The sequence below is a fragment of the Halosimplex rubrum genome, from assembly GCF_013415885.1.
Taxonomy (GTDB): domain Archaea; phylum Halobacteriota; class Halobacteria; order Halobacteriales; family Haloarculaceae; genus Halosimplex; species Halosimplex rubrum.
Genome location: NZ_CP058910.1, coordinates 4,072,356 through 4,093,861, shown reverse-complemented (window position 1 = coordinate 4,093,861; position 21,506 = coordinate 4,072,356). Strand labels below are relative to the sequence as shown.

Sequence of the window (21,506 nt, the reverse complement as noted above, 5' to 3'; positions counted from 1 at the left end):
GTCGGCGGATCTCCCGTGACCTCCAGATATTTAAGGGGCGCTGGCCTACCCCCGGCGTATGACCGCTCTCTCGTTCGACGAACAGGGCGTCGACGTGGTCTACGAGGGCCACGACTTCCGCCTGGAGAAGTCGCTCATCGAGGACGCCATCGACAAGCCCTACCCCGAGATCACCGACCACGAGGTCCTGCGGATGGTCGAGAAGAACGCCTCGCCCTCCGGCGAAGCGCGACAGATCGCCGAGCTCGTCGACTGATGGACGCGGCGCGGCGCGGCCTGCTCGCCGCCGTCCCGGCCGCGGTCGCGGTCACCGGCTGTTCGCTCGTCTCGGGCACCGAGTCCGAGGACCGTCCGCCGTACACCGTCGAAAACGAGAGCGGGGCGCCCCGCAGCGTCGACCTGCGGGTCTGGAAGGTGGGTGCGGTCGACCCTCTGGAGGAGCGAACCGACTCGTTCCGCGACGACTTCGAGGCCGCCGCGGCGGACGGGGAGGTCGACGAGTCTCGGTTCGAGTGGACGGATAGCTACGACTTGACGATCGAGCCGGGAGCCGCCGCAGCGCCGCTGGAATCGTCGAGCGCGACCGGCCTCCTGTACGTCGAGGCGTCGGCCGACCACGGCGAGCGGATCGGCGTCTGGGTCGAGGTCGGAAATCCGGCGGACGACTTCTTCGTCGATTGCTCGGTGTACGAAGCGGGGACGAGCGTGACCACCGGGGCGTACTGACCGGTCGGTCCCGGTCCGTCGAATCCCCGGCGGTCGGTCAGGCGATCGTTTGTGAGTAGACGAGAAATGGGACGACGAACAGCAGCGCGAACAGGACCGCGAGTATCAGGCCGTAGCTGACCAGCGTCGCCGCGGCAGTGACCCACGCGGGCTCGTCGAAGCGGTCGAGCGCGTTCACGACCGAACGTGAACGCCCGCGGACTTAGCTGTTCGGCCGGTCGAGGTCCCGCCGTCCATACAGAGGAACGCCAGGCTGATCAGGCCCATGTAGGCGACGCTGGTGGCCATCGCGAGGTTGTTCGAGGCGTTGATTATCTCGTCTTCGGCGCGACATTCGAACCATCGGCGGTACCAATTCTAAGGTTAATTATAATACTATCTGTGGTCTGTAGATGGAATCTTAATATCACTCCGAGGAGTCCGCAGCCGTCGCTGCTACGGTCTGAACTCGGCGAGGAGAGAGAACGGGCTCAGTCGATATCGGCGAGCGGCCCGAAGTCGTCGACGGGCAGCACCGAGTAGTCGACCGTGAGCGTGTCCTTCGTCGCCCGGATCTTGCCGACGAACGTCGAGATGTCTTCGAGCGACCCCTCGAGGATGAACAGCTCCATGCAGTGGTGGCCGCCGACGTGGCTGTGGAAGTTCGAGGCGACGAGGTCCTCGTGTTCGTGGCGGAGGTGCATCATCTTCTCCTCGACGGTCGTCGTCTCGTAGTCGAAGACGACGGTGATGACGCCCATCAGCTCGCGACCTTCGAGTTTCTTGTCCTCGAACTCGCCGAGGAGGTTCCGACTGGCCTCCCGGACTACCTCGCTCCGACCGGTGTAACCGTGGTCGTCCGCGAACTGGTCGATCCGCTCGAGCAGTTCCTCCGGCATCGAGACGCTTACGACGCTCATATAACAACACACGCGTCAACAATTATTAAAGGCTATTACTCGCTCCGATCGCTCGGAGCGCGTCTCCGTCGCCCGGGCGCGGAGACGAACGACCCGCGTGTTCGCGTCGACTCCGCTCGGTCCGGAAGGGAAGATTCTTACTCGCGCTCGAACTGAGTCTAGGTATCGACCCGGTAGCCGTCGGGTTTTTCGGCGGTTCTCGCGGCGCGGACCCGGATTCGAAGGAAACGCATGAAAACGACACACGATTCGATCGACGAGATCCACGCGCAGATCGACGAAGAGACACCTGACGACATCGAGATCTCGAGCGTCCAGTTCGAGGGGCCGGACTTGGTCATCTACTCGCCCGACGTGGAGACGTTCGCCGAGCGCGACCGGCTCGTGCCGAAGCTGGCGAGTACGTTCAAGAAACGCATCACGGTCCGTCCGACCGCGGACGCGCTCGTCCCCGAGCGGGAGGCCGAGGGGACGATCCGCGACACGATCCCGGACGACGCCGGCGTCCAGTCGCTCGACTTCGACAGCTCGACCGGCGAGGTACACATCGAGGCCGAGAAGCCGGGGATGGTGATCGGCCGTCACGGCGAAACGCTCGAGGATATCAGGGCGGCGGTCGGCTGGACGCCCGAGGTGGTCCGGACGCCCCCGATCGAGTCCTCGACGGTCTCGAACGTCCGCAACTTCCTCAAAGGGGAGCGCGACGAGCGACAGACGATCCTCGAAGACGTCGGGCGGCAGATCCACAGCCCGACGACGACCGACGAGGAGTGGGTCCGCGTCACCACGCTGGGCTGTTGTCGCGAAGTCGGCCGCGCTTCGTTCCTCCTCTCGACCCCGGAGACGCGGATCCTGATCGACTGCGGCGACAAGCCCGGCGCCGAGGGGGAGGTGCCGTACCTCCAGGCGCCCGAAGCGCTCGCGGCCGGCCCGGACTCGATCGACGCCGTCGTGCTGACCCACGCCCACCTCGACCACTCGGCGCTGATCCCGATCCTGTTCAAGTACGGCTACGACGGCCCCATCTACACGACCGAGCCGACGCGGGACCTGATGGGACTGCTCCAGCTCGACTACCTCGACGTGGCCTCGAAGGAGGGACGGACGCCGCCGTACGACAGCGCGATGGTTCGAGAGGCGCTCAAACACACGATCCCCGTCGAGTACGGCAACGTCACCGACATCGCCCCCGACGTGAAGCTGACGATGCACAACGCGGGGCACATCCTCGGGTCGGCCGTCTCGCACTTCCACGTCGGCGAGGGGTTCTACAACGTCGCGTTCTCCGGGGACATCCACTACCGCGACACCCGCCTGCTCGACGGCGCCGTCAACGACTTCCCGCGGGTCGAGACCCTGATACTGGAGTCGACCTACGGCGGCCGCGACGACTACCAGACCGACCAGGAGGACTCCGAGCGCAAGCTCGAGACGGTGATCAACGAGGCCCACGAGAAGGGCGGGAAGATCCTCATCCCGGCGTTCGCCGTCGGGCGCTCACAGGAGCTCATGCTCGTGCTCGAGGAGGCCATGCGGGAAGACCGGATCCCGACGATGCCGGTGTACCTCGACGGGATGATCCGCGAGGCGACGGCGATCCACGCCGCCTATCCCGACCACCTCCGCGAACGGCTCCGCGAGCGGATCCTCTACGAGGACGACAACCCGTTCCTCGCCGACCAGTTCCGGCAGGTCGACGGCGGCGAGGAGATGCGCCGGGACATCACCGACGACGAGCCCGCGATCGTCCTGACGACCTCGGGGATGATCACCGGCGGCCCGATCATGTCCTGGCTCCGCCTGCTCGGCGGCGACCCGGAGAGCACGCTGGTGTTCGTCGGCTACCAGGCCGAGGGGACGCTCGGCCGCCAGATCCAGCAGGGTCGCGACGAGATCTCGCTGAACGACACGAGCGGGCGCGGGGCCGACCGGGTCGCCCTGAACATGGGCGTCGAGACGGTCGACGGTTTCTCCGGCCACGCCGACCGTCAGGGCCTGGAGACGTTCGTCCAGACGATGAACCCCCGTCCGGAGACGGTCCTCTGTGTCCACGGCGACGAGTCGTCGACCGACCACCTCTCGTCGGCGCTCTACGAGGAGTTCGGCATGCGAACCGTCGCGCCGAAGAATCTGGAGACCTTCCGGCTGGGGTAGCCGACTCGGACCCTCCCGTCCCCGTCGCTCCCACGGGACAGTGGTCGAGCCCGACCGCTGTCCCGCGGTCGTAGCTATCGGCCAAATTCTTTAGGCCCATCTGGTAAGCGACTGGAATCACAACGATCGGGTAATGAGTGTATTCCGGGGCGTAACGCTCCCGTCGGCGTTCGACGACCTGGATACCGGGATCACCCTTCACGACCCCGAGAGCGGTGCGATTCTGGACGTGAACGAGCGCCTGGAGCAGCTGTACGGCTACTCGGCGGCGGAGCTCCGGGAGATGTCGGTCGGCGAGTACACCGCACCGTCGACCAAGTACACGGAGAGCGAGGCCACGCGGCGGATCCGGGCGGCCGCCGCCGGCGAGCGCCAGAGCTTCGAGTGGCAGATCGAGCGCGCGACCGGGGAGTTGCGCTGGGTTCGGGTCCGTCTGAGTCCGACGACTATCGACGGAGAGGAGTGCGTCCTCGCGGAGATCGACGACATCACGGAGTACCGGACCCGCGAGCGGCGGTTGCGCCTGCTCAGTCGGATCGTCCGTCACAACCTCCGCAACAGGATGGACCTCGTGCGAGGGCGCGCGGCCCACGTCGGCCGGGCCGTCGACGACGAGGCGCTGTCCGCCGAGGCGGAGACGATCGCGCGAGTCGCCGACGAGGTCGGCGGCCTCAGCGACTCCGTCACCCAGATCGAGGAGATGGCCGAACCCGACGCGACCGAGCGGGAGCCGACGAACGTCCGCGCGGTCGTCGGACCCGTCGTCCAGGGCGCCCGCGAGTCCTATCCCGACGCGGAGCTCTCCCTCGTCGTCGACGAGAACGCCTGGCTGATGGCCGACGAGGGGCTTCGCTACGCGCTCGAACACGCCGTCGAGAACGCGATCGAACACAACGACCGCGAGTCACCGACCGTCGAGGTGACCGTGACCGCGGACGACGGCGGCCAGTGCGTGATCCGCGTCGCCGACGACGGGCCGCCGATCCCCGACGTGGAGACCGACGTGCTCGACGAGACCGTCGCGGCCAGCAGCACCTACCACGGCACCGGCGTCGGCCTCTGGGTGATGCAGTGGTGCGTGAACTCGCTCGGCGGCGAACTCTCCTTCGCGGCGAACGAACCGGGTGGGAACGTCGTCACCGTCTCGCTCCCGCGGGTCGACGAGCGCGACGCGAGCCGGTGACCCGCCTCAGCGGGTGGGACGGGGCGTGTCGGTCGCGACCGGTGCGCCCGCACACTGGTCGCCCGGGTCCGGGACCGAGTTCTTCCAGAGCGTCGCGGAGGCGGTCTCGACCTCGAAATCGTAGTGGATGTAGTTCCCGTCGGCCAGCTCGGCGGAATCGCCCCGCTTCCGACCGTCGCGTCCCTCGACGCGTGCCCGAACGAGGAACGGCGCCGGCTCGGCGGGCCACGTCCGCTCGACCCACTTTCGGGACGCCCCGGACTCCTCCTGCCCGGCCAGGTCGACCGTCTCCCAGGCGGCGAGTTCGCCCTCGTGCTCGACGAGCACGTGGACGGTCTGGCTCTCCGCGGTGTCGTTGGTCGCGCTCAGGCAGTTGAGTACCGGGGCCGAGGGGCCCGTTCCGAGACAGCCGGCGGTCGCGGACAGCGCGGCCGCTCCGGCCGTCGCGCGGAGCATGTCTCGTCTAGAGGGCATACCGAAACTGACAGCGAAAGCGAAAAAACGGTTGCGGTCGTGACCGACGACCGTGGGCGCCGCTCAGGCGAAGGTACGCGAGATGTCTTCTTCCTCGTCTTCGGCCTGGATCTTGTCCCAGGCGTCGAGGAAGTCCTGCATGCGGACCTCGGTGCGGTCGTCGCGGATGGCGAACATGCCTGCCTCGGTGCAGACGGCCTTCACGTCGGCACCGGAGGCCTCGCCGGTCATGTCGGCCAGCTGGGCGAAGTCCAGCTCCTCGTCGAGGTTCATCTTGCGCGTGTGGATCTTGAAGATCTGCTCGCGGCCCTCGATGTCCGGCTTGGGCACCTCGATCAGGCGGTCGAAGCGGCCCGGACGGAGGATGGCCCGGTCGAGCATGTCGAAGCGGTTGGTGGCGGCGATGATGCGGATCTCGCCGCGCTCCTCGAAGCCGTCCATCTCCGAGAGCAACTGCATCATCGTCCGCTGGACCTCGGCGTCGCCCGACGTTTTGGAGTCGGTCCGCTTGGCCGCGATGGCGTCGATCTCGTCGATGAACAGGACCGACGGCTCGTGCTGGCGGGCGAGCTCGAAGAGGTCGCGGACGAGCTTGGCGCCCTCGCCGATGAACTTGTGGACGAGTTCGGAGCCGGCCATCTTGATGAACGTCGCGTCGGTCTGGTTGGCGACGGCCTTGGCGAGCATCGTCTTGCCGGTGCCCGGCGGGCCGTGCAGCAGGACGCCGCTCGGCGGTTCGATCCCGACTTCCTCGAACATGTCGGGGTTCTTCAGCGGCATCTCGACGGTCTCGCGGACCTCTTCGAGCTGGTCCTCGATACCGCCGATGTCCTGGTAGGTCACCTCGGGCGACTCCTCGACCTCCATGACGCGGGCGCGCACGTCCGTCTCGTCTTCGAGGCTCTTGACGATTGACAGCGAGTTGTTGACGGCCACGCGCGAATCGGGTTCGAGGTCGTCGCGCATCTCGTCGGTGACCTCGGTGATGGCCTCCTGGTTGTTGCCGTGCTGTTTGATGATGACGCCGTCGTCGGTCAGCTCCTGCACCGTGGCGACGAACAGCGGCGACTGCTTGAGCTTCTTGTTCTCGTGGGTGAGCCGTTCGAGTTTCTGCTGGTACTTGTTGTTCTCCGCGTTGGCGTCCAGCAGCTTGTCCCGCATCTCCTCGTTCTGCGACTCGAGCACCTCCAGGCGCTCCTCCAGCGCCTCGATTTTGTCCTGTTGGGACGCGTCGTCGTCGTACGGCAGGTCCACCTCGTCCACGGTGTCGGTCATTACACCCCTGCTAGCGGATGGGATAATAAGAGGTTTCGGGTCGGTCGGGTCACTTGCCGATCCGAGATGTCTCACTCGTCTCCGACGCTGTCGGCCGATTCTCTGGGAAAATTATGTGGTACGTTACCTCGAAACAACCGAGATCCCGTCCCGCTGACCGCGGCCGCGGTTCTTGCCGATAGATTCACAGAGGTAATTATTCGAAACGGGAAATATTATTAGGCTGTATCCAGAAGCGGAAGACAGCATGAGCACGTCCGAAACTGCAGAGGCGGAATCGGCGGCCGAAGAGGGCTGGGACGCCGTTCGCGACCTGCCGCCGAGCGCGAAACTGGTGGCCAAGACCCTGGAGTACAACGACGCGTTGACCCAGAGCCAGCTCGCCGAGGAGACGCTGCTGCCCCCGCGGACCGTCCGCTACGCGCTGAACCGACTCGAAGACGTCGACGTGGTCAGTTCGCGATTCTCCTTCGCCGACGCCCGCAAGCGGATCTACACGCTCGAGATCGAATAGTCTCGCCCCCGAACCGTCCTCCGCCCGAGCCGCTCTCCACGCGTTCTCGTCGCTCTCTCACCGCCCCGCCGTGCCGGGACCGCCGAACCGGGGAGCACGTCGACCGTACCGCGCGAGAACACTTTCACCGCGCTCGCGACACCTCTTTAGGCGGGGGTTTCGTACCCGGTGACAGATGACGCGCGTGATACACACCGGGGACACCCACCTCGGCTACCGGCAGTACCACCGGCCGGAGCGCAAGCGGGACTACCTCGACGCGTTCCGCCAGGTGGTCGACGACGCCGCCGCCGAGGACGTCGACGCGGTCGTCCACGCCGGCGACCTCTTTCACGACCGGCGGCCGACCCTCGACGACATCATGGGCACTCTCTCGGTCCTGCGGACGCTCGACGACGCCGACGTGCCCTTCCTCGCCGTCGTCGGCAACCACGAGGCCAAACGCGAGGGCCAGTGGCTCGATCTGTTCGAGTCGCTCGGGCTCGCCACCCGACTCGGCCCCGACCCCGTCGAGGTGGGAGCGACGGCCTTCTACGGACTGGACTTCGTCCCGCGCTCGAAGCGCGAGGGGTTCGAACTCGACCTGGACGCCCACGACGCCGACCACGCCGCCCTGGTCACGCACGGGCTGTTCGAGCCGTTCGACTTCGGGGAGTGGGACCCCAGCGAGATCTTCGCGACGACCGACGTCGAGTTCGACGCGCTCCTGCTCGGCGACAACCACCACGCCGAGACCGCGCAGGTCGACGACACCTGGGTCACCTACTGCGGGTCGACCGAGCGCACCAGCGCCGCCGAGCGCGACGAACGCGGGTACAACGTCGTCGAGTTCGACGGCGAGGTGGACGTGCGCCGTCGGGGGCTGGACACCCGGGAGTTCGTCTTCGTCGACCTCGAACTCGGCGAGGGCGAGGGCGTCGAGCGCGTCCGCCAGCGCGTCGGCGAGTACGACCTGGCGGACGCCGTCGTCGTCGTGACCGTCGAGGGCGAGGGCGAGCCGGTCACGCCCGCCGCCGTCGAGGAGTTCGCGCTGGACCGCGGGGCGCTGGTCGCCCGCGTCACCGACCGCCGGGAGACCGCCGAGGAGAGCGAGCGGGAGGTTTCCTTCGCCGACCCCGACGACGCCGTCCGCGAGCGCGTCCGCGACCTGGGCCTCAGCGACGCGGCCCGTTCGATCGACGAGACCGTCCGCGCCAGCAAGGTCGCCGACTCCAACGTCGACGACGTCGTCCAGGACACGGTCGCCGACCTCGTCGCGGACGGCGACCCCGCGGCGTTCGAGTCCGCCGGATCCGCTGGGGACGACGACGCTGCAGACGAAGGCAGTGACGGCGACGAGGGGCCCGTCGATGCGGACGTGACGCCCGACGACGGAACCGAAGCGCCCGACGAGGACGAGGACGAGGACGGCCAGGCCACCTGGGGTGAGTACCAGTGAGGTTCGAGCGCGTCAGGCTGTCGAACTTCAAGTGCTACGACGATGCGGACGTGCGCCTCGACCGCGGGGTGACGGTCATCCACGGGCTCAACGGCAGCGGCAAGTCCTCGTTGCTGGAGGCCTGTTTCTTCGCGCTGTACGGCTCGAAGGCGCTGGACAACACCCTCGACGAGGTGGTCACCATCGGTGCCGACGACGCCGAGGTCGAGCTGTGGTTCGCCCACGACGGCGACGCCTACCACGTCGAACGGCGCGTGCGGGCGACGGGCGAGCAGGCCCAGACCGCCAAGTGCGTGCTGGAGGGACCCGAGGGGACCGTCGAGGGCGCCCGCGACGTGCGCGGCTACGTCGAGGGCCTGCTGCGGATGGACGCCGAGGCGTTCGTCAACTGCGCGTACGTCCGCCAGGGCGAGGTGAACAAACTCATCAACGCCAGCCCGGACGAGCGCCAGGACATGCTCGACTCGCTGCTCCAACTCGGGAAACTGGAGGAGTACCGCGAGCGCGCCAGCGACGCCCGCGTCGGCGTCGACCGCGTCCGCCGGGACAAGCGCGGCTCGCTCTCACAGCTCGACGACCAGATCGAGGCCAAGGAAGACGAGAACCTCCACGCGCGGCTCAACGACCACCGGACGGACCTCGAATCGGTCACCTCGGACATCGAACGCTTCGAGGGCCAGCGCGAGAAGGCCGTCGAGACGCGCGACCGAGCCGCGGAGATCCTCGACAGCCACGAGGAGAAGCGCGCGGAACTCGACGACCTCGAATCGGATATCGAGGCGCTCCGGGAGACCATCTCCGAGACCGAGCGCGACCGCGAGGAGCTGGCGGAGACGATCGCCGACCACCGGGAGACCAGGACGGAGCACCGCGAGGAACTGGGCGATCTGCTCCCCGAGACCGAACTCGACGGGAGCGCCGACGACCTGCCCGAGCCGGCCGCCGTCGAGTCGCGGCTCGACGACCTCGCCGAGCGCGACGACGAGCTACAGGAGACGCTGCAGGAGGTGACCGCGGCGGTGTCCGAGCACACGACCAAGGCCGAGAACCTCCGGGAGAGCGCCGACGACCTCGAATCGCAGGCCGAAGCGAAGCGCGAGCAGGCCGACGACCTCGAATCCGACGTGGCCGAGACCCGAGACGCGCTCGGCGACCGTCGCGAGAAGATCGACGGGCTGGCCGAGCGCATCGACTCCCTGGAGAGCGAGTTCGACGATGCGCCCGTCGACTTCGGCGAGGCCGAGACCCTCCGCGAGGAGGTCGGCGACGATCTGAGCGAGGTCCGCGAGACCGTCGCCAGCCTCGAATCGGACGTGAAGAACCAGCGCGAGCGGATCGAGGAGGCCGAGGCGCTGCTGGAGCAGGGGAAGTGTCCCGAATGCGGCCAGGACGTCGACGACTCGCCCCACGTCGAGTCTATCGACGACGACCGCGAGCGGCTGGCCGAGCTGGAAAACGACCTCGACGATGCCCGCGAGCGCCGCGACGACCTCGAGGACCGGCTCGAAGAGGCCGAACGGCTCGTCGAGGTCGAGTCCGAGATCCGTGAGTGTCGGTCCGACCAATCGACGTTCGAGCAGTTACTCGAACAGGAGGAACAGACTGTCGAAGAGAAGGTCGAGCAGGCCGAGCGGCTCCGCGAGGAGGCCGACGACCTCGAATCGGAGGCGGCGGACAAGCGCGAAGCGGCGGCGGACCGCGAGGACGCCGCCGAGGAGTCGCGCGAACGCGTCGGTGAGATCAACCAGGAAGTCGGAACGATCCGCGAGCGCCGCGAACGACTCGAACGGGTCGAGGAGCTGCTTGACGCCGTCGCCGACGCGACCGACGCCGTCGAGCGCCTGCGCGACCGGCGCGAGCACCTCAAAGAGACCAACGACGAGCGCCGCGAACGCCTCGCCGAGAAGCGCGAGCGCCGGTCGGACCTGCAGGAGGCGTTCGACGAGGACCGGATCGAGGGGGCGCGCGAGCAGCGCGAGAACGCCGAGCAGTACATCGAGAAGGCCGACGCGAAGCTGGAGGAGCTGCGCGAACGGCGCGACGAGCTACAGAGCGCGATCGGCGGCGTCGAGGCGGAGATCGAGGAACTCGAGTCCCTGCGCGAGCGCCGTGAGGACCTGGCCGACGCCGTCGAGCGCCTCGACTCGCTGTACGAGGAGGCCGAGCAACTCCAGCGGATGTACGGCGACCTGCGCGCCGAGCTGCGCCGGCGCAACGTCGAGAGCCTGGAGGCGATGCTCAACGAGATATTCGATCTGGTCTACCAGAACGATTCGTACGCCCGCATCGAGCTCTCCGGCGAGTACGAACTCACCGTCTACCAGAAGGACGGCGAGCCGCTCGACCCCGAACAGCTGTCGGGCGGCGAGCGCGCCCTCTTTAACCTCAGCCTCCGGTGTGCCATCTACCGGCTGCTCGCCGAGGGTATCGAGGGCGCGGCCCCGATGCCGCCGCTCATCCTCGACGAACCGACCGTCTTCCTCGACTCGGGCCACGTCTCCCAGCTCGTCGAACTCGTCGAGGCGATGCGCGAGTACGGCGTCGAGCAGATCCTCGTCGTCAGCCACGACGACGAACTCGTCGGCGCCGCCGACGACCTGGTCCGCGTCGAGAAGGACTCGACCACCAATCGCTCGTCGGTCCGCCGCGAGAGCCCGGAAGACCGCCTCGCCGAGGCCGTCGAGGCCGACGACTGAGACCGGATGCCACGCCCGGACAGGCCCGGGTTTCGGGCGACCCCGTATTACCGAGTGGGGCGCGCAAGCGAGTCTCCGGGCGGCGTCAGGAGAGCGATCCCGAGTGCGTACCACACTGTCCCGACACCGACCGTGTACGCGACCGCCGGGCCGAGTATCTGACCGAAACTGGGCCCGGGCCCGACGTACGAGAACAACCGCCAGGCGAACGCGAACATCAGGGGGAACACGCCGCCCCAGACGGTGACCAGTCCGCCGGACCACCGGAGCACGAGGCGAGTCAGCCCCGCGGCACCGAGGACGTAGGTGACGACGGTCACCACAGCGAATCCGCCACTTGCACCCAGTGCCGCCAAGAGGAGTTCGAGCGCGACCGCGGCGGCGACGCCGACCCCGAACGCGACCGGGATCCGCTTCGGGCGCTCGCCGACGACGTGCGCCCGCAGCCGGTCCCGGCTCATACCTCCCCGTGGCGAGCGCTCCGGTAAATGTCTTGGTCAGGCGTCGCCGATTGCGGGGTCGTCATCAGCCCCCGGGTCGTCGCCGTCGCCGCGGGCACTGCCGCGCATCGCGGCCAGCCCGTCGCTCGCCCGCTCGGTCGTCTCGTAGCCGCGGACGCCGGCGGCGTCGGTCTCCGTGACGAGACCGGCCGCCCGGAACTCCGAGAGGTGGCCGTGCAGGTCGCTCTCGCAGAGGTCCACCGCGTCCGTCAGCGTCCGCACGTCGACGGGTGAGCGGGCGTCGATCTCCACCAGGAGCCCGAGCGAGCGGTCGTCGTGGACGGCGCTCGCCACGGCCCGGACCGGTTCGGGAACGGCGCGGCTGGCCGTCTCCAGCGGCGACTCGCCGTCGACGGGTTCGATCCGGCCGTTGGGGACGTGGCGCTGTTCGCCCGTCTCGGGGTCGCGCACGAGCGAGGCGTCGCTCGACTCCTTCAGCAGGACCAGACGCCGCCCGGACTCGTCGCGGACCGTTCGCATGGGCGGCGGTAGCGGCCTCGCGGGGTTAGCGGTTCCGGTCGGCGAGGCCGCCGGGCGGGAACGCGGTCACTCGCCGACGGCGTCCGGCTCGCCGGCGTCGTCGTCGGCGCGATAGCGGCGGTAGGTGAAGACGCCGTAGGCGAAGGAGATCGCGCCGAGCGCGAACAGCGGGCCGCCCGTCTCCCAGTCGCCCCGGAAGTAGACGAACATCGGCCCGAGCGACAGCGCGAGCAGGGCGACGTCGAAGACGACGACGAGCCGCCAGAACGTCCGCCTGAGCTCCGGGTCCACGTCGGCGTCGAAGTCGTCGTGGCTCGTCTCGACCGACGGCACCTCCACTTCGGGCACGTCCACCTCCGGGATGTCGGGCCCGAGCGAGGACTCGGAGCGTCCCTCCTCGAAGGGGTCCTCGAACGGGTCGTCGTCGCCGTCACCGTCGCCTAACACGTCCGCGAGTTGCGCGCTCGCGTGCAAAAGGGTTCCCACTCGGTCGGTCGCCGCGGTCGCCGCTCAGGCCATCCGCCCGAGCGCGAGCGCGTCGTCGGACTCGACCCAGGCGAGCGGGTTCTCGGTATCGAAGAGGACCACGCCGCCGTCGACCTCGTAGGCGTCCGTGGCGGCGACGCCCTCGGTGTCGGCGGGGGCGACTCGCACGTCCGCGGACGGCTGGCTCTCGGCACTGTCCGCCTCGCCGGGTCGCGTCGCGTGGTCCGTCATGGCTTCACCGCCGGGTTTGGTACACCGTGACAAGTATCTTCTGCCTGTACCGACACCGACGCGGTCTCGCGCCGCCGCCGGGACGGCGACCGCGGCGACCGCGTTCGACGGTCAGCTATCTGCGTTTCAGAACGTCGTCCACGAGCGGGGGCCGAAGTCGCCGCCCCGGACTCTGAACTCCGAGCCGTCGTCGCCGGGGCGGACCTCGACCATGGCGTCGAACAGCTGTTTGAGCGCGTCGTGGGCCGACCCGCCGGCGCTCACGTCGAGGGTGTAGACGCCGACGCCGTCGACGCTGGCGACGCGAGTGGTGACGACGTGGAGGAACTGGTAGACGCGCTTCAGGTCGGTGTACATCAGCAGCGTCGACAGCGAGTGCAGGCCGACGCGCGGGTCCGCGACCGAGTCGTGGTGCCACTCCCGGAGGACGCCCGTCAGCTCGATGCCGACGCCGGTCAGGTCGCCGGGGCTGGACACCACGCGCAGATCGTCGATCTCGGGGGTGCGGGACCGTCGTTCGCGGCCGGCGCTGCCCGTACAGTCGACGACGGAGCGGTCCCAGACCTCGGTCTCGGGGCGGGTCGCGGCGAACCAGGCGGCCACCTTTCGCGCGGGCTTTTTCGTCGTCACGAACGCGGCCGTCTTCGACGCCGACCCGCCGACGAGGTCGAACAGCAGTCGCCGCTTGCCGGTCATCGCCGGTCCCGCGATCAGGATGCTGGTCCCCGGGTCGACGGCGTCGACCCGGAGCGGTTCGACGTGGGTCGCCTCGGTGTCCAGGTTCGCCTCCGCGGGGTCCACGTCGGGGTCGGCCGGGTCGACGCCGTCGTCGGGCGCCCCCGACACGTCGCGGTCCGGGAACAACCAGTTGCTCACGGCTACCCGTTTCGGCCTGACCACTATCAAACTGCGGGGCGGCGATTCGGGAGCGACGCCGTCGCTCTCAGTCGATCACTCCACGTAGGTGTACTTGCGCTCGCCCATCCGACCCCAGCCGTCGAAGACGAACTCGCGACCACCTTTTTTCGCCTCGGGGTTCCTCGGCCCCTCCGGGGCCTGCGGGACCCGCTCGGCCAAAAAATCTGGACCAAAAAAGCGACTTCGAGCGACGCCGTCGCTCTCAGTCGATCACTCCACGTAGGTGTACTTGCGCTCGCCCATCCGACCCCAGCCGTCGAAGACGAACTCCGACTCGGGGGCGGTGAACTGGTCCACGTCGGCGGCGCCGGCGTCCTCGTCGTGGTTGTGTACGTCGTGGACGTCCTCGTACTCCTCGAAGGTCAACTCGTAGCGCGCCGCCAACTGCTCGTCGACATCGAGGGCCTCGATCTCCTCGGCCCAGCCCGACTGGACGGTCTCGGCGTGGATCTCCGCCTGGGCGCCCGAGCCGTAGGAACCGACGATCAGTGTCTCGCCGGTCATGTCGATATCGTCCTCGTAGGCGGCCTTCAGCCCGGAGAGGCGGGCGACGTGGACCGACCCGGTGTACCAGTTGCCGACCTCGCGGGAGATCGTCAGCGTGGGCTCGACGGTCTCGGCGTACCACTCGCGGTAGGCGTCGGTGTCGGTCAGATCGTCGGTGTAGTCGGCGGCGGCCTCGCGGAACGCCTCCTCGCTGTCGAAGGCCTCGCGGCGGGGCTGGCGGCCGATCTCGCCGGCGAGGTCCTCCTCGATCTCCGTGTCGCGGCTGACGTGGCGGAACGCGAGCGCGGCGGCCTTGCGGACCATCCCCGGGAACGGCGTGTGGAAGGGGATCAGCGCCGCGTCGTCGGGGTGGATCGTCCCCGCGACGGACTCGAAGTCCTCGACGGCCTCGCGCATCCGCGCGAGGTACACCTGCACGGATCGCTTGCCGTCGACGCTCGGGAACTGCTGCTGGGGCTTCAGGAAGTCCGTCTCGTCGGCGCTGCCGTAGCCCTGATCGGTCGACAGTTCGACCACGTCGGGGTCCTCGCTGACGAGCAAGGCGACGGCGCCGGCGCCCTGGGTGGCCTCACCGGGGTCGTCGCGGGCGTACAGCGCGGTGTCGGTGGCGATCACCAGCGCCGAGCGACCGCGGTTGCGTCCCGCGCGGATCCAGTTGTACGCGTCGTCTAAGCTCTGGGTGCCCGAGATGCAGGCGAACTTGCGCTCGCCCTTGTTGGCGTGGTGGAAGTCGCCGTCGTACACCTGTTCGAGACAGCCCGCGATGTACGTCGAGACGGGCTTGGAGTTGTCGAACGCCGACTCCGTCGCCACGTCGATGCGGCCGATGTCCTCCGGCTCCAGACCCTTGCGCTCCATCAGGTCGTGGGCCGCGTTGGCCCCCATCGTCACGATGTCCTCGTACACGTCCGGGAACGAACTCGCGTTCAGACCGAGCCCTTTCGTGTACTTGCCGGGGTCGTCGCCCTGCGCCGGCGCGAACGTCTCCGGCAGGTCCAGTCGCAGCTTCCCCGTCCGGATCTCGATGGCGTCGATACCGACGGATGTCATGCGTCGAATTCCGTGAGACTCCTACAAGTGCCTGTCGACTATCGTATCGACGGGTGTCGAACGACGGGCAAAGGGAACTGGCTCCCCATCACCGCGGCCGCAGCGAGGGCGACCAACACGCCGAAGACGGCAACGGAAGGGGGAAGAGCACCACCAGCTCCGCCGCCCGGCGGCGCGACGAGCGGAACGGAGGCGACCGAGGTCTGACTGCACGAGAGACTTCCGTCCGCCAGTGAGACGGTTCCGTCCTCGGAGTCGATCTTCCCGGTACAGGTCCTGCTGTTACCGACGGTGTCGACCACCTCGATAGTGATGTCCAGGCCGTTGTTCCCGTTGAAACTCACCTCGGTGCCGAGATCAAGCGCTTCGCCGTCGAGGTCACCGCCCGGTGGTGACTGGACCGTCCGCTGGGCCAACTGATTTCCGTTCGTGGACCGCTGGACGGTGAGAGTGATGCTTTCCACGCCCGAAGCGTCCTCTGAATCGACGGTAAATAAAACTTCGTCGTCGAAATCGCCGAACGGCAAAAAGGAGTTATCGTCGTGAGTGGCCTCCGCCTCGGAGATCGTCGGCGGGGTCGTGTCTGCGGGTCCGTCGCCCGGACCGCCACCACCGTTCTCCGGCGCCCGCCCGCCGGCCTCGCCGCCGCCCACGGCCTTCCCGATCACGGATATCTGGGGGTCGTCGATCAGCCACTCGTCGTTGGCGTCGTCGGCGCCCTGCTGGCGGAAGCGAAGAGAGAAGTTCCCGTGGATCGCGTCGGCTCCGAGTCTGACGATCCGCTGTTGTCCCGGATTCGTCCCGGTCAGCGGGAGCGTGTCCGCCGTCTGCCAGGTCCCGGCACCGTCCAGATACTCGACGTACAGGGCGCCGTTACCGTCGTTCAGGTCGCCCTCGTCGCTCTCTTTGGCCCAGTACTGGACGACGACCATCTCGGCGCCGGTCGTGTCGTACCCGGTCGTGACGATGCCGCCGTCGTCGCCACCGTGCAACACGATCGCCGACGACCCGCTGTTCGATCCTTGGGCCGAGGTCAACTCCGGGCCCGACCCCTGGAACGAGCCGAACACGCCGTACTTCCCGAAGCCCGACTCGAAGCTCTCGTAGGACGGCGTCGAGACGAGCCGCGTGTCGTTGGTGCCGGCGCTCTGAGTCCACAGCGTCGCGTTGCCCACGGCGCGCTCGAACCGTACCGTCGTCTCCGCCGTGCCGTCCGAGTCCGTCGCGGTCGACCGCTGGAGGACGCGCGCGACGCCCGTGTCGTTCGATCCGAAGCCCACCGGCGCCCCGATCTGGCTCGTCGAGGTCTCGGACTGCATCGCCACCTCGCACGGGTCGGGCGCCGACGTGCAGGGCTCACCGCCGCTCGTCGTCCCCGGGAGCGAGGTGGCGTCCGTCCAGGTGAGCGAGTAGCCCGCGCCGCCACCGCCCGACCCCCCGGGGACTTGCGTGTTCTGGACCTCGACCACGGCCTCGATGTCCTCCGGGTCGCGCGGATCGAACGCCGAAGGGGACGAATCGAGCGTGAAGTTGAACTCGACGGGCACGTCCGTCTCCGCGGTGACCGACTTCGCGTCGAAGCGGAACGTCGCCCGGCCGTCGTCGCCGGTCGTCACCTCGTTCGAGGCGAGCGTCCCGACCGCCGGATCCGTCGAGTTCCCGGTCACATTCACGCCGGCAATCGGGTTGTTGAACGCGTCGCGCACCTCGACGGTCAGCCGGACCGATCCCCCCTCGGGCACCGTCGACCCGTCCGCGGCCAGGTCGGTCATGTACGCCGGGTCCGTCCCCGTCACCCGCGTCCCGACGCCCGCTTTCGCCATCCGAAGCTCGTAGGTGCCCGGCCGCAGGTCGACTTCCAGCGTCCGGAACCCGTCGACCGGCAGCGAACTCGTCCGCACGTCGGTCACGTTCGCCTCGTCGGCCAGCAACTCCTCCCAGGTCGACTCGGGCAGTCGGGTCGCGGTCCGGACCGTGAGGGGGTCACTCGGCGCCCGGTTCGTCACCGCCACCGTCGTGCTCGACGCGCTGACCGGTCGCACGTCGACGGACGTGGCGCCGGACGAGGACCGCTGGAGGGAGCCGTTCAGCGCGACCAGCGAGACCGTCGATCCGTCGACGAGCGTCTGGTCGCTGCGCGCGATGGTCGCCCCCTCGAAGGTGAAGTTGTCGTACAGCACCGTCGAGTCGTACACGGTCCGGGGCGGCTGGCCGTACTCGTTGTAGCTCGGCCGGTAGACCATCGCACCCGTCCGGTACTCCCGCGGCGACCCGCCGGTGTCCCAGAAATCGTCCGTCTCCTCGTCCAGCGCTTCGACGTTCGAGAGCGCGAACGACACGTCGCCGTCGGCGGTCCCATCAGTCCGCAACAGCCCCGACACCGGCGGCGGGTTCACCGCCAGCACTCGCGAGGGATAGGTCGTCCCCAGCCGGATCGACACCGACCGACTCGCCGACTCGCCGAACATCGACGTGACGGCGTTGCGAAGGTCGAGCAGGTCCCCCTGGACCTGCTGGCTGTGGTCGAACTCGACCTGTTCGTTCTGCTGTGGGACGATCGTCGCCTGGTACAGCGACAACAGGAGGATCAGCGCCGCGAAGACCAGGACCGCCCCGATCTGGATGGACTGGCCCCTGTCGTCCCACGGCTCCATGTCGCCGGACTACCGCCTCGGCGTGCAAAAACCTGTGTCCCCGATTTTCCACCCTGATAACGACCGCTCGCCCGTCGAGCCGGGGTCGGTCGACGGCGGCCGCGCGGGCCGTCGCGGCGGCGGGGACGCCGCCGCGGACCGTCGCGTGCGCCTCGGAGGGTTACTCGTCGTCTTCCTCGACGACTTCGGGGTCTTTCATCGCCGTCTGGAGGCTGTCGAGCCCGTTGACCCACTGGACGACGAGCCCGGGGTCGACCTCCTCGGCCATCGACGGGTCGAACTCGGCGCCGTCGATGACGAGCGTCCCCGCCTGGACGCAGTAGGAAAGCGCCGTGTCCAGGTCCTCTTCGGCCTCGGCGTCGGCCGCGGCGCCGACGTACTCGCCGATGGGCGCGTCCTCGGCGGTGCCGCCGACGACGAACTCCTCGGCCGCGTAGAAGACACAGACCAGCGAGGTCTGGACGCTGTCGACGAGCATCAGCGCCTGTTCGTCGTCGAACTCCGGCTCGGCGAGGACGACCTCGCGCATCTCCTCGATCTCCGAGAGGGCTTCGTCCTCGTCGAGGACGCCCTCCTCGAAGTCGGAGACGACCTTGACGACGGCGATGGCCGTGTCGTCCTGCATGTTCCAGAGCAACTGCGCGGTGTCGTCGTCCTCGGGGTCGAGGTCCTCCTCGTCGATCCTGTCCAGCCAGTTCTGCCAGCGTTCGGGCGTGTAGTACTCCCCCGGCTGATTGCTCATACAACGTCGTTCGTCGCTCCGGTGATATGGCTTTCGACCCACCTTTTTCCGCCTCGGGTATCCTCGGGCCTTCGGCCCTGCGGGTACCGCTCGGCGCAAAAACGTGGGCGAAAAAGGCCGACCGCTCGGCTCCGCCTCGCGGCCGGTGAACCGGCGCCTCCGGCGCCGGACATCCGCGGCAAGCCTGCCCTTCCCCGAGGTCTCGCGGCCCGCGCCCCTGCGCGGGCACGCGCTCGCGGCCACAGCGACCGCACCACGACCACACAGCCCGGCCTCAGTAGGCGTCCTCTTCGCCCTCGTCGATATCGGCGTAAAACCGCAACAGCCCGCACTCGGGGCACATCAGCGTGGTCACGTCCGCCGTTTCGCTCATCCCGAGTTTGCCGAGCAGGCCCTCGCGCTTCTCGCCGGTCCTGACGTGGGGGTTCCAGGCGTCGCTCATGCCGAACTCGACTTCCTCCATCGAGACGCCGCAGTCTGGACAGCGATGGTCGTCCATGCCCACCCGTTCCCCTCAGCGAATCGAAAAGGTACCGGCTCACTCCAGCGTCCCTTCGGTGTCGATGCCGTACACCGCCGCCGGCGTATCGACGTGGGCGCGCTCGATGGCTTCGTCGTAGCCCCGCTCGCGCAGCCAGCGTACCCGCGAAGGGACCGTCCCGACGCCCAGCACCGCCCCCGGCCGGTCCGGATCATCGATGAAGTCGGTCTCCATCATGAACGGTTCGTCCTCCTCGATCGCGAGTTCGAGTTCGTCCTTGTGGGAGATGACGCTCTTGGTGATCCCGTCCAGCCGACCGCCCGAGTAGTGCTTGACGACGCGTTCGGGCGCGAGTCCCCGCGCTTCGGCCCACTCGGCGACTTCCGTGAAGTCCTCGCCGCTCTCGGCGTGCAGCTGGATGGCGCAGCCGGTCTCCGCCGCGAGGCCGAACCCGTGTCTCATCACGTCGTTCGAGGCCGTCCAGACGGCGTCGCTCACGTCGTAGTGGGGCCGACCGGACTTGAGCGCGAGCGCCGGCCCGTCGGCGACGTACTCCGCCGCCGTGTCGAGCCCGGTCTGCATCAGGTCCCGGGCTTCCTCGGGGTCGAGCCCCTCGTCGACGAGCTGCGAGACGAGCGCCGGGTGGACGCCCAGCACCGGCCAGGCCCGTCCCGGTAACGCCTCGCTGGCCCGCTCGACCGCGTCGACGGTCAGGTCGAACACCTCGCGGAAGTCGTCGGCGCCCTCGGGCAGCGAATCGAGGAGGTGCCAGGAGGGTTTGTTGACGACGAGCAGGTGCGTGCCGCCGCTGTCGGCGAACTCGCGGGCGGCGTCGACGCCGCGGCCGTGGACGGGGTCTAAGTGCATGTGGTCGTCGAGGACCGGACCCGCTATCTCCGCGTTCATGTCCGGGCCTCCGGCGCGCGCTCGAAAAAACCGTTCGCTGTGGGGTCGGCGAGGCGACCGCGGGCCGCCGGGGAACGGCCCGCGTTACGCGCTCCCGTAGACGCCACAGAGGTTCCCGGCCACGTACACCTCGTTTCGCTCCGTGGTCTCGATGCCGATGCCGATCCGGGTGGCGTTGGCGTACGCGAGCCGGTCGCGGAACACCGAGTCGGTCCGCCAGTTCTCGAAGACCGCTCGCGCGACCATCGACTCGTTCTCGTTGTAGCGAGTGCCGTTCGGCCCCCGGTAGGATTTCCCGGCGTAGGTCTTGCCCAGCACCTCCAGGCGGTTGCGCGTCGGCGTCACGATGTACTGTGCGTCGCTCTTCTTGAACTGGCAGGTCTCGAAGAGCTCGGCGGCGCGGTAGCGGCCTGCGCTGGAGCGGTTGTCGATCCGGTGGACCGTCTCGCCCAGGTCGGCCATGTCGACGCTGTGAGCGGTCGCCATCCGGTCGAGTTTCCGGACGACCGTCCCGTCGGGGTAGCCGAACGGTTCGAGTCCCCGGTCCTCCCGCCAGTCGTTGATCAGCCGTCGCAGCTGTCGCTCGATCTCCGCGGTGTCGAACCGGCGGATCAGGGTCGGCGTCCGCGTGGCCGTCGGCGTCGGTTCGGACGTCACCGTCGGCGCGAGAGTCGTCGTCGGCGTCGGAACCGGCGAGGGCGTCGCCGTCGGAGTGGACGGGGGCGTCGCCGTCGGGAAGGCGGTCGGCGAAGCGGTCGCCGCAGTCGTCGGGAGGGCCGTCCCCGTCGGCGTCGGAACCGGCGAGGGCGTCGGCGTCGGCGCGGCGCCGTCGCCCGGCCCGGCGTCGGTCGGCGTCGTCGGGCCGCCGGGCTGCCCGCTTCCGCCGCCGACCGCGAATCCGACGATGGCGCCGACGAGGAAGACGCCGAGCACGGACGCGGCGAGCACGCGTCCGTCGATCCGGAGCATGTCCGACGATTTCCGCTCGCCCGGTTAAAGACTCGGCCCCGATTATCACGCCTTGAACGCGAGACCGGCCGCGGGGCGCCCGGTCGGCGCGGTGGGGCGACCCCGCGGGTCAGAGGACCACCGCGAGGACGTATCCGACGAGGAGTCCGACCAGTAGCGCCGTCACCAGCCCGGCCGCGAGTTTCCGACCGTCGATCCTGCGCATACCGACCGATGCGCCCCC

At 68.6% G+C, this 21,506-nt stretch carries 23 protein-coding genes; 7 read left to right on the top strand and 16 right to left on the bottom strand.

Annotation, left to right across the window (positions count from 1 at the left end):
- Positions 1-58 precede the first annotated feature (58 nt).
- Together HZS55_RS20555 and HZS55_RS20550 are read left to right on the top strand one after the other, a co-directional pair.
- Complete coding sequence (locus HZS55_RS20555; protein ID WP_179909402.1) at positions 59-256, top strand: DUF5800 family protein; 198 nt, start codon at positions 59-61, stop codon at positions 254-256.
- A complete protein-coding gene (locus HZS55_RS20550; RefSeq protein ID WP_179909401.1) occupies positions 256-726 on the top strand; it encodes a hypothetical protein in 471 nt (156 codons plus the stop codon). Before HZS55_RS20555 ends, HZS55_RS20550 begins: the two co-directional genes overlap by 1 nt.
- Before the next feature lie 37 nt (positions 727-763).
- Here HZS55_RS20550 and HZS55_RS20545 read toward each other — a convergent pair whose 3' ends face one another.
- Together HZS55_RS20545 and nikR are read right to left on the bottom strand one after the other, a co-directional pair.
- Positions 764-904, bottom strand: a complete 141-nt coding sequence (locus tag HZS55_RS20545) for a hypothetical protein (protein ID WP_179909400.1) — start codon at positions 902-904, stop codon at positions 764-766.
- Positions 905-1,196: 292 nt separating this feature from the next.
- A complete protein-coding gene (nikR, locus tag HZS55_RS20540; protein ID WP_179909399.1) occupies positions 1,197-1,625 on the bottom strand; it encodes a nickel-responsive transcriptional regulator NikR in 429 nt (142 codons plus the stop codon).
- Positions 1,626-1,856: 231 nt separating this feature from the next.
- On the opposite strand from nikR, the gene HZS55_RS20535 reads away from it, so the two are divergent.
- Positions 1,857-3,779, top strand: a complete 1,923-nt coding sequence (locus tag HZS55_RS20535) for a beta-CASP ribonuclease aCPSF1 (protein WP_179909398.1) — start codon at positions 1,857-1,859, stop codon at positions 3,777-3,779.
- A gap of 133 nt (positions 3,780-3,912) precedes the next feature.
- The gene (locus HZS55_RS20530) at positions 3,913-4,962 is read left to right on the top strand and encodes a PAS domain-containing sensor histidine kinase (RefSeq protein WP_179909397.1); all 1,050 of its coding nucleotides are present in this window, start codon (positions 3,913-3,915) and stop codon (positions 4,960-4,962) included.
- Positions 4,963-4,968: 6 nt separating this feature from the next.
- On the opposite strand, the gene HZS55_RS20525 is transcribed toward HZS55_RS20530, so the two are convergent.
- Positions 4,969-5,436, bottom strand: a complete 468-nt coding sequence (locus HZS55_RS20525; RefSeq protein ID WP_179909396.1) for a twin-arginine translocation signal domain-containing protein — start codon at positions 5,434-5,436, stop codon at positions 4,969-4,971.
- Between the two features lie 63 nt (positions 5,437-5,499).
- Positions 5,500-6,711, bottom strand: a complete 1,212-nt coding sequence (pan1, locus tag HZS55_RS20520) for a proteasome-activating nucleotidase Pan1 (RefSeq protein WP_179909395.1) — start codon at positions 6,709-6,711, stop codon at positions 5,500-5,502.
- Positions 6,712-6,958: 247 nt separating this feature from the next.
- Between pan1 and HZS55_RS20515 the strand changes: the two genes are divergently transcribed.
- The 3 genes from HZS55_RS20515 to rad50 all read left to right on the top strand — a co-directional run bounded on the left by HZS55_RS20515 (position 6,959) and on the right by rad50 (position 11,359).
- Positions 6,959-7,225: a MarR family transcriptional regulator gene (locus HZS55_RS20515; protein WP_006883821.1), complete on the top strand. Its 267-nt coding sequence runs from the start codon at positions 6,959-6,961 to the stop codon at positions 7,223-7,225.
- A 175-nt stretch (positions 7,226-7,400) separates the two neighbouring features.
- Entirely contained in the window at positions 7,401-8,663 is a 1,263-nt protein-coding gene (mre11, locus tag HZS55_RS20510) for a DNA double-strand break repair protein Mre11 (protein WP_179909394.1), read from the top strand.
- Positions 8,660-11,359, top strand: a complete 2,700-nt coding sequence (rad50, locus tag HZS55_RS20505; protein ID WP_179909393.1) for a DNA double-strand break repair ATPase Rad50 — start codon at positions 8,660-8,662, stop codon at positions 11,357-11,359. The genes mre11 and rad50 overlap by 4 nt, the downstream gene beginning before the upstream one ends.
- Positions 11,360-11,406: 47 nt before the next feature.
- Here the strand turns inward: rad50 and HZS55_RS20500 are convergent, their stop codons facing one another.
- The 12 genes from HZS55_RS20500 to HZS55_RS20450 form a co-directional block, all read right to left on the bottom strand.
- Complete coding sequence (locus tag HZS55_RS20500; RefSeq protein ID WP_179909392.1) at positions 11,407-11,820, bottom strand: hypothetical protein; 414 nt, start codon at positions 11,818-11,820, stop codon at positions 11,407-11,409.
- A gap of 36 nt (positions 11,821-11,856) precedes the next feature.
- Positions 11,857-12,339, bottom strand: coding sequence for a DUF7346 family protein (locus HZS55_RS20495; protein WP_179909391.1), 483 nt, complete (start codon positions 12,337-12,339; stop codon positions 11,857-11,859).
- Positions 12,340-12,405: 66 nt separating this feature from the next.
- Complete coding sequence (locus HZS55_RS20490; RefSeq protein ID WP_179909390.1) at positions 12,406-12,786, bottom strand: DUF7322 domain-containing protein; 381 nt, start codon at positions 12,784-12,786, stop codon at positions 12,406-12,408.
- 63 nt (positions 12,787-12,849) lie between these two features.
- A complete protein-coding gene (locus HZS55_RS20485; RefSeq protein WP_179907697.1) occupies positions 12,850-13,056 on the bottom strand; it encodes a DUF7331 family protein in 207 nt (68 codons plus the stop codon).
- 126 nt (positions 13,057-13,182) lie between these two features.
- A complete protein-coding gene (locus HZS55_RS20480) occupies positions 13,183-13,932 on the bottom strand; it encodes a DUF7504 family protein (protein ID WP_218927246.1) in 750 nt (249 codons plus the stop codon).
- A gap of 75 nt (positions 13,933-14,007) precedes the next feature.
- The gene (locus tag HZS55_RS22895; RefSeq protein WP_281372764.1) at positions 14,008-14,133 is read right to left on the bottom strand and encodes a hypothetical protein; all 126 of its coding nucleotides are present in this window, start codon (positions 14,131-14,133) and stop codon (positions 14,008-14,010) included.
- A gap of 51 nt (positions 14,134-14,184) precedes the next feature.
- Positions 14,185-15,531, bottom strand: a complete 1,347-nt coding sequence (gene hmgB, locus HZS55_RS20475) for a hydroxymethylglutaryl-CoA synthase (protein ID WP_179909389.1) — start codon at positions 15,529-15,531, stop codon at positions 14,185-14,187.
- Between the two features lie 38 nt (positions 15,532-15,569).
- Positions 15,570-18,185 carry an Ig-like domain-containing protein gene (locus tag HZS55_RS20470; RefSeq protein WP_179909388.1) on the bottom strand — a complete coding sequence of 872 codons (2,616 nt, stop codon included), beginning with the start codon at positions 18,183-18,185 and terminating at the stop codon, positions 15,570-15,572.
- A 160-nt stretch (positions 18,186-18,345) separates the two neighbouring features.
- Positions 18,346-18,927: a DUF2150 family protein gene (locus HZS55_RS20465; RefSeq protein ID WP_179909387.1), complete on the bottom strand. Its 582-nt coding sequence runs from the start codon at positions 18,925-18,927 to the stop codon at positions 18,346-18,348.
- A gap of 274 nt (positions 18,928-19,201) precedes the next feature.
- The gene (locus HZS55_RS20460) at positions 19,202-19,426 is read right to left on the bottom strand and encodes a hypothetical protein (RefSeq protein WP_179909386.1); all 225 of its coding nucleotides are present in this window, start codon (positions 19,424-19,426) and stop codon (positions 19,202-19,204) included.
- A gap of 39 nt (positions 19,427-19,465) precedes the next feature.
- Complete coding sequence (locus HZS55_RS20455) at positions 19,466-20,314, bottom strand: TatD family hydrolase (RefSeq protein ID WP_179909385.1); 849 nt, start codon at positions 20,312-20,314, stop codon at positions 19,466-19,468.
- Between the two features lie 84 nt (positions 20,315-20,398).
- Complete coding sequence (locus tag HZS55_RS20450; RefSeq protein ID WP_179909384.1) at positions 20,399-21,283, bottom strand: CAP domain-containing protein; 885 nt, start codon at positions 21,281-21,283, stop codon at positions 20,399-20,401.
- Positions 21,284-21,506: the final 223 nt, after the last annotated feature.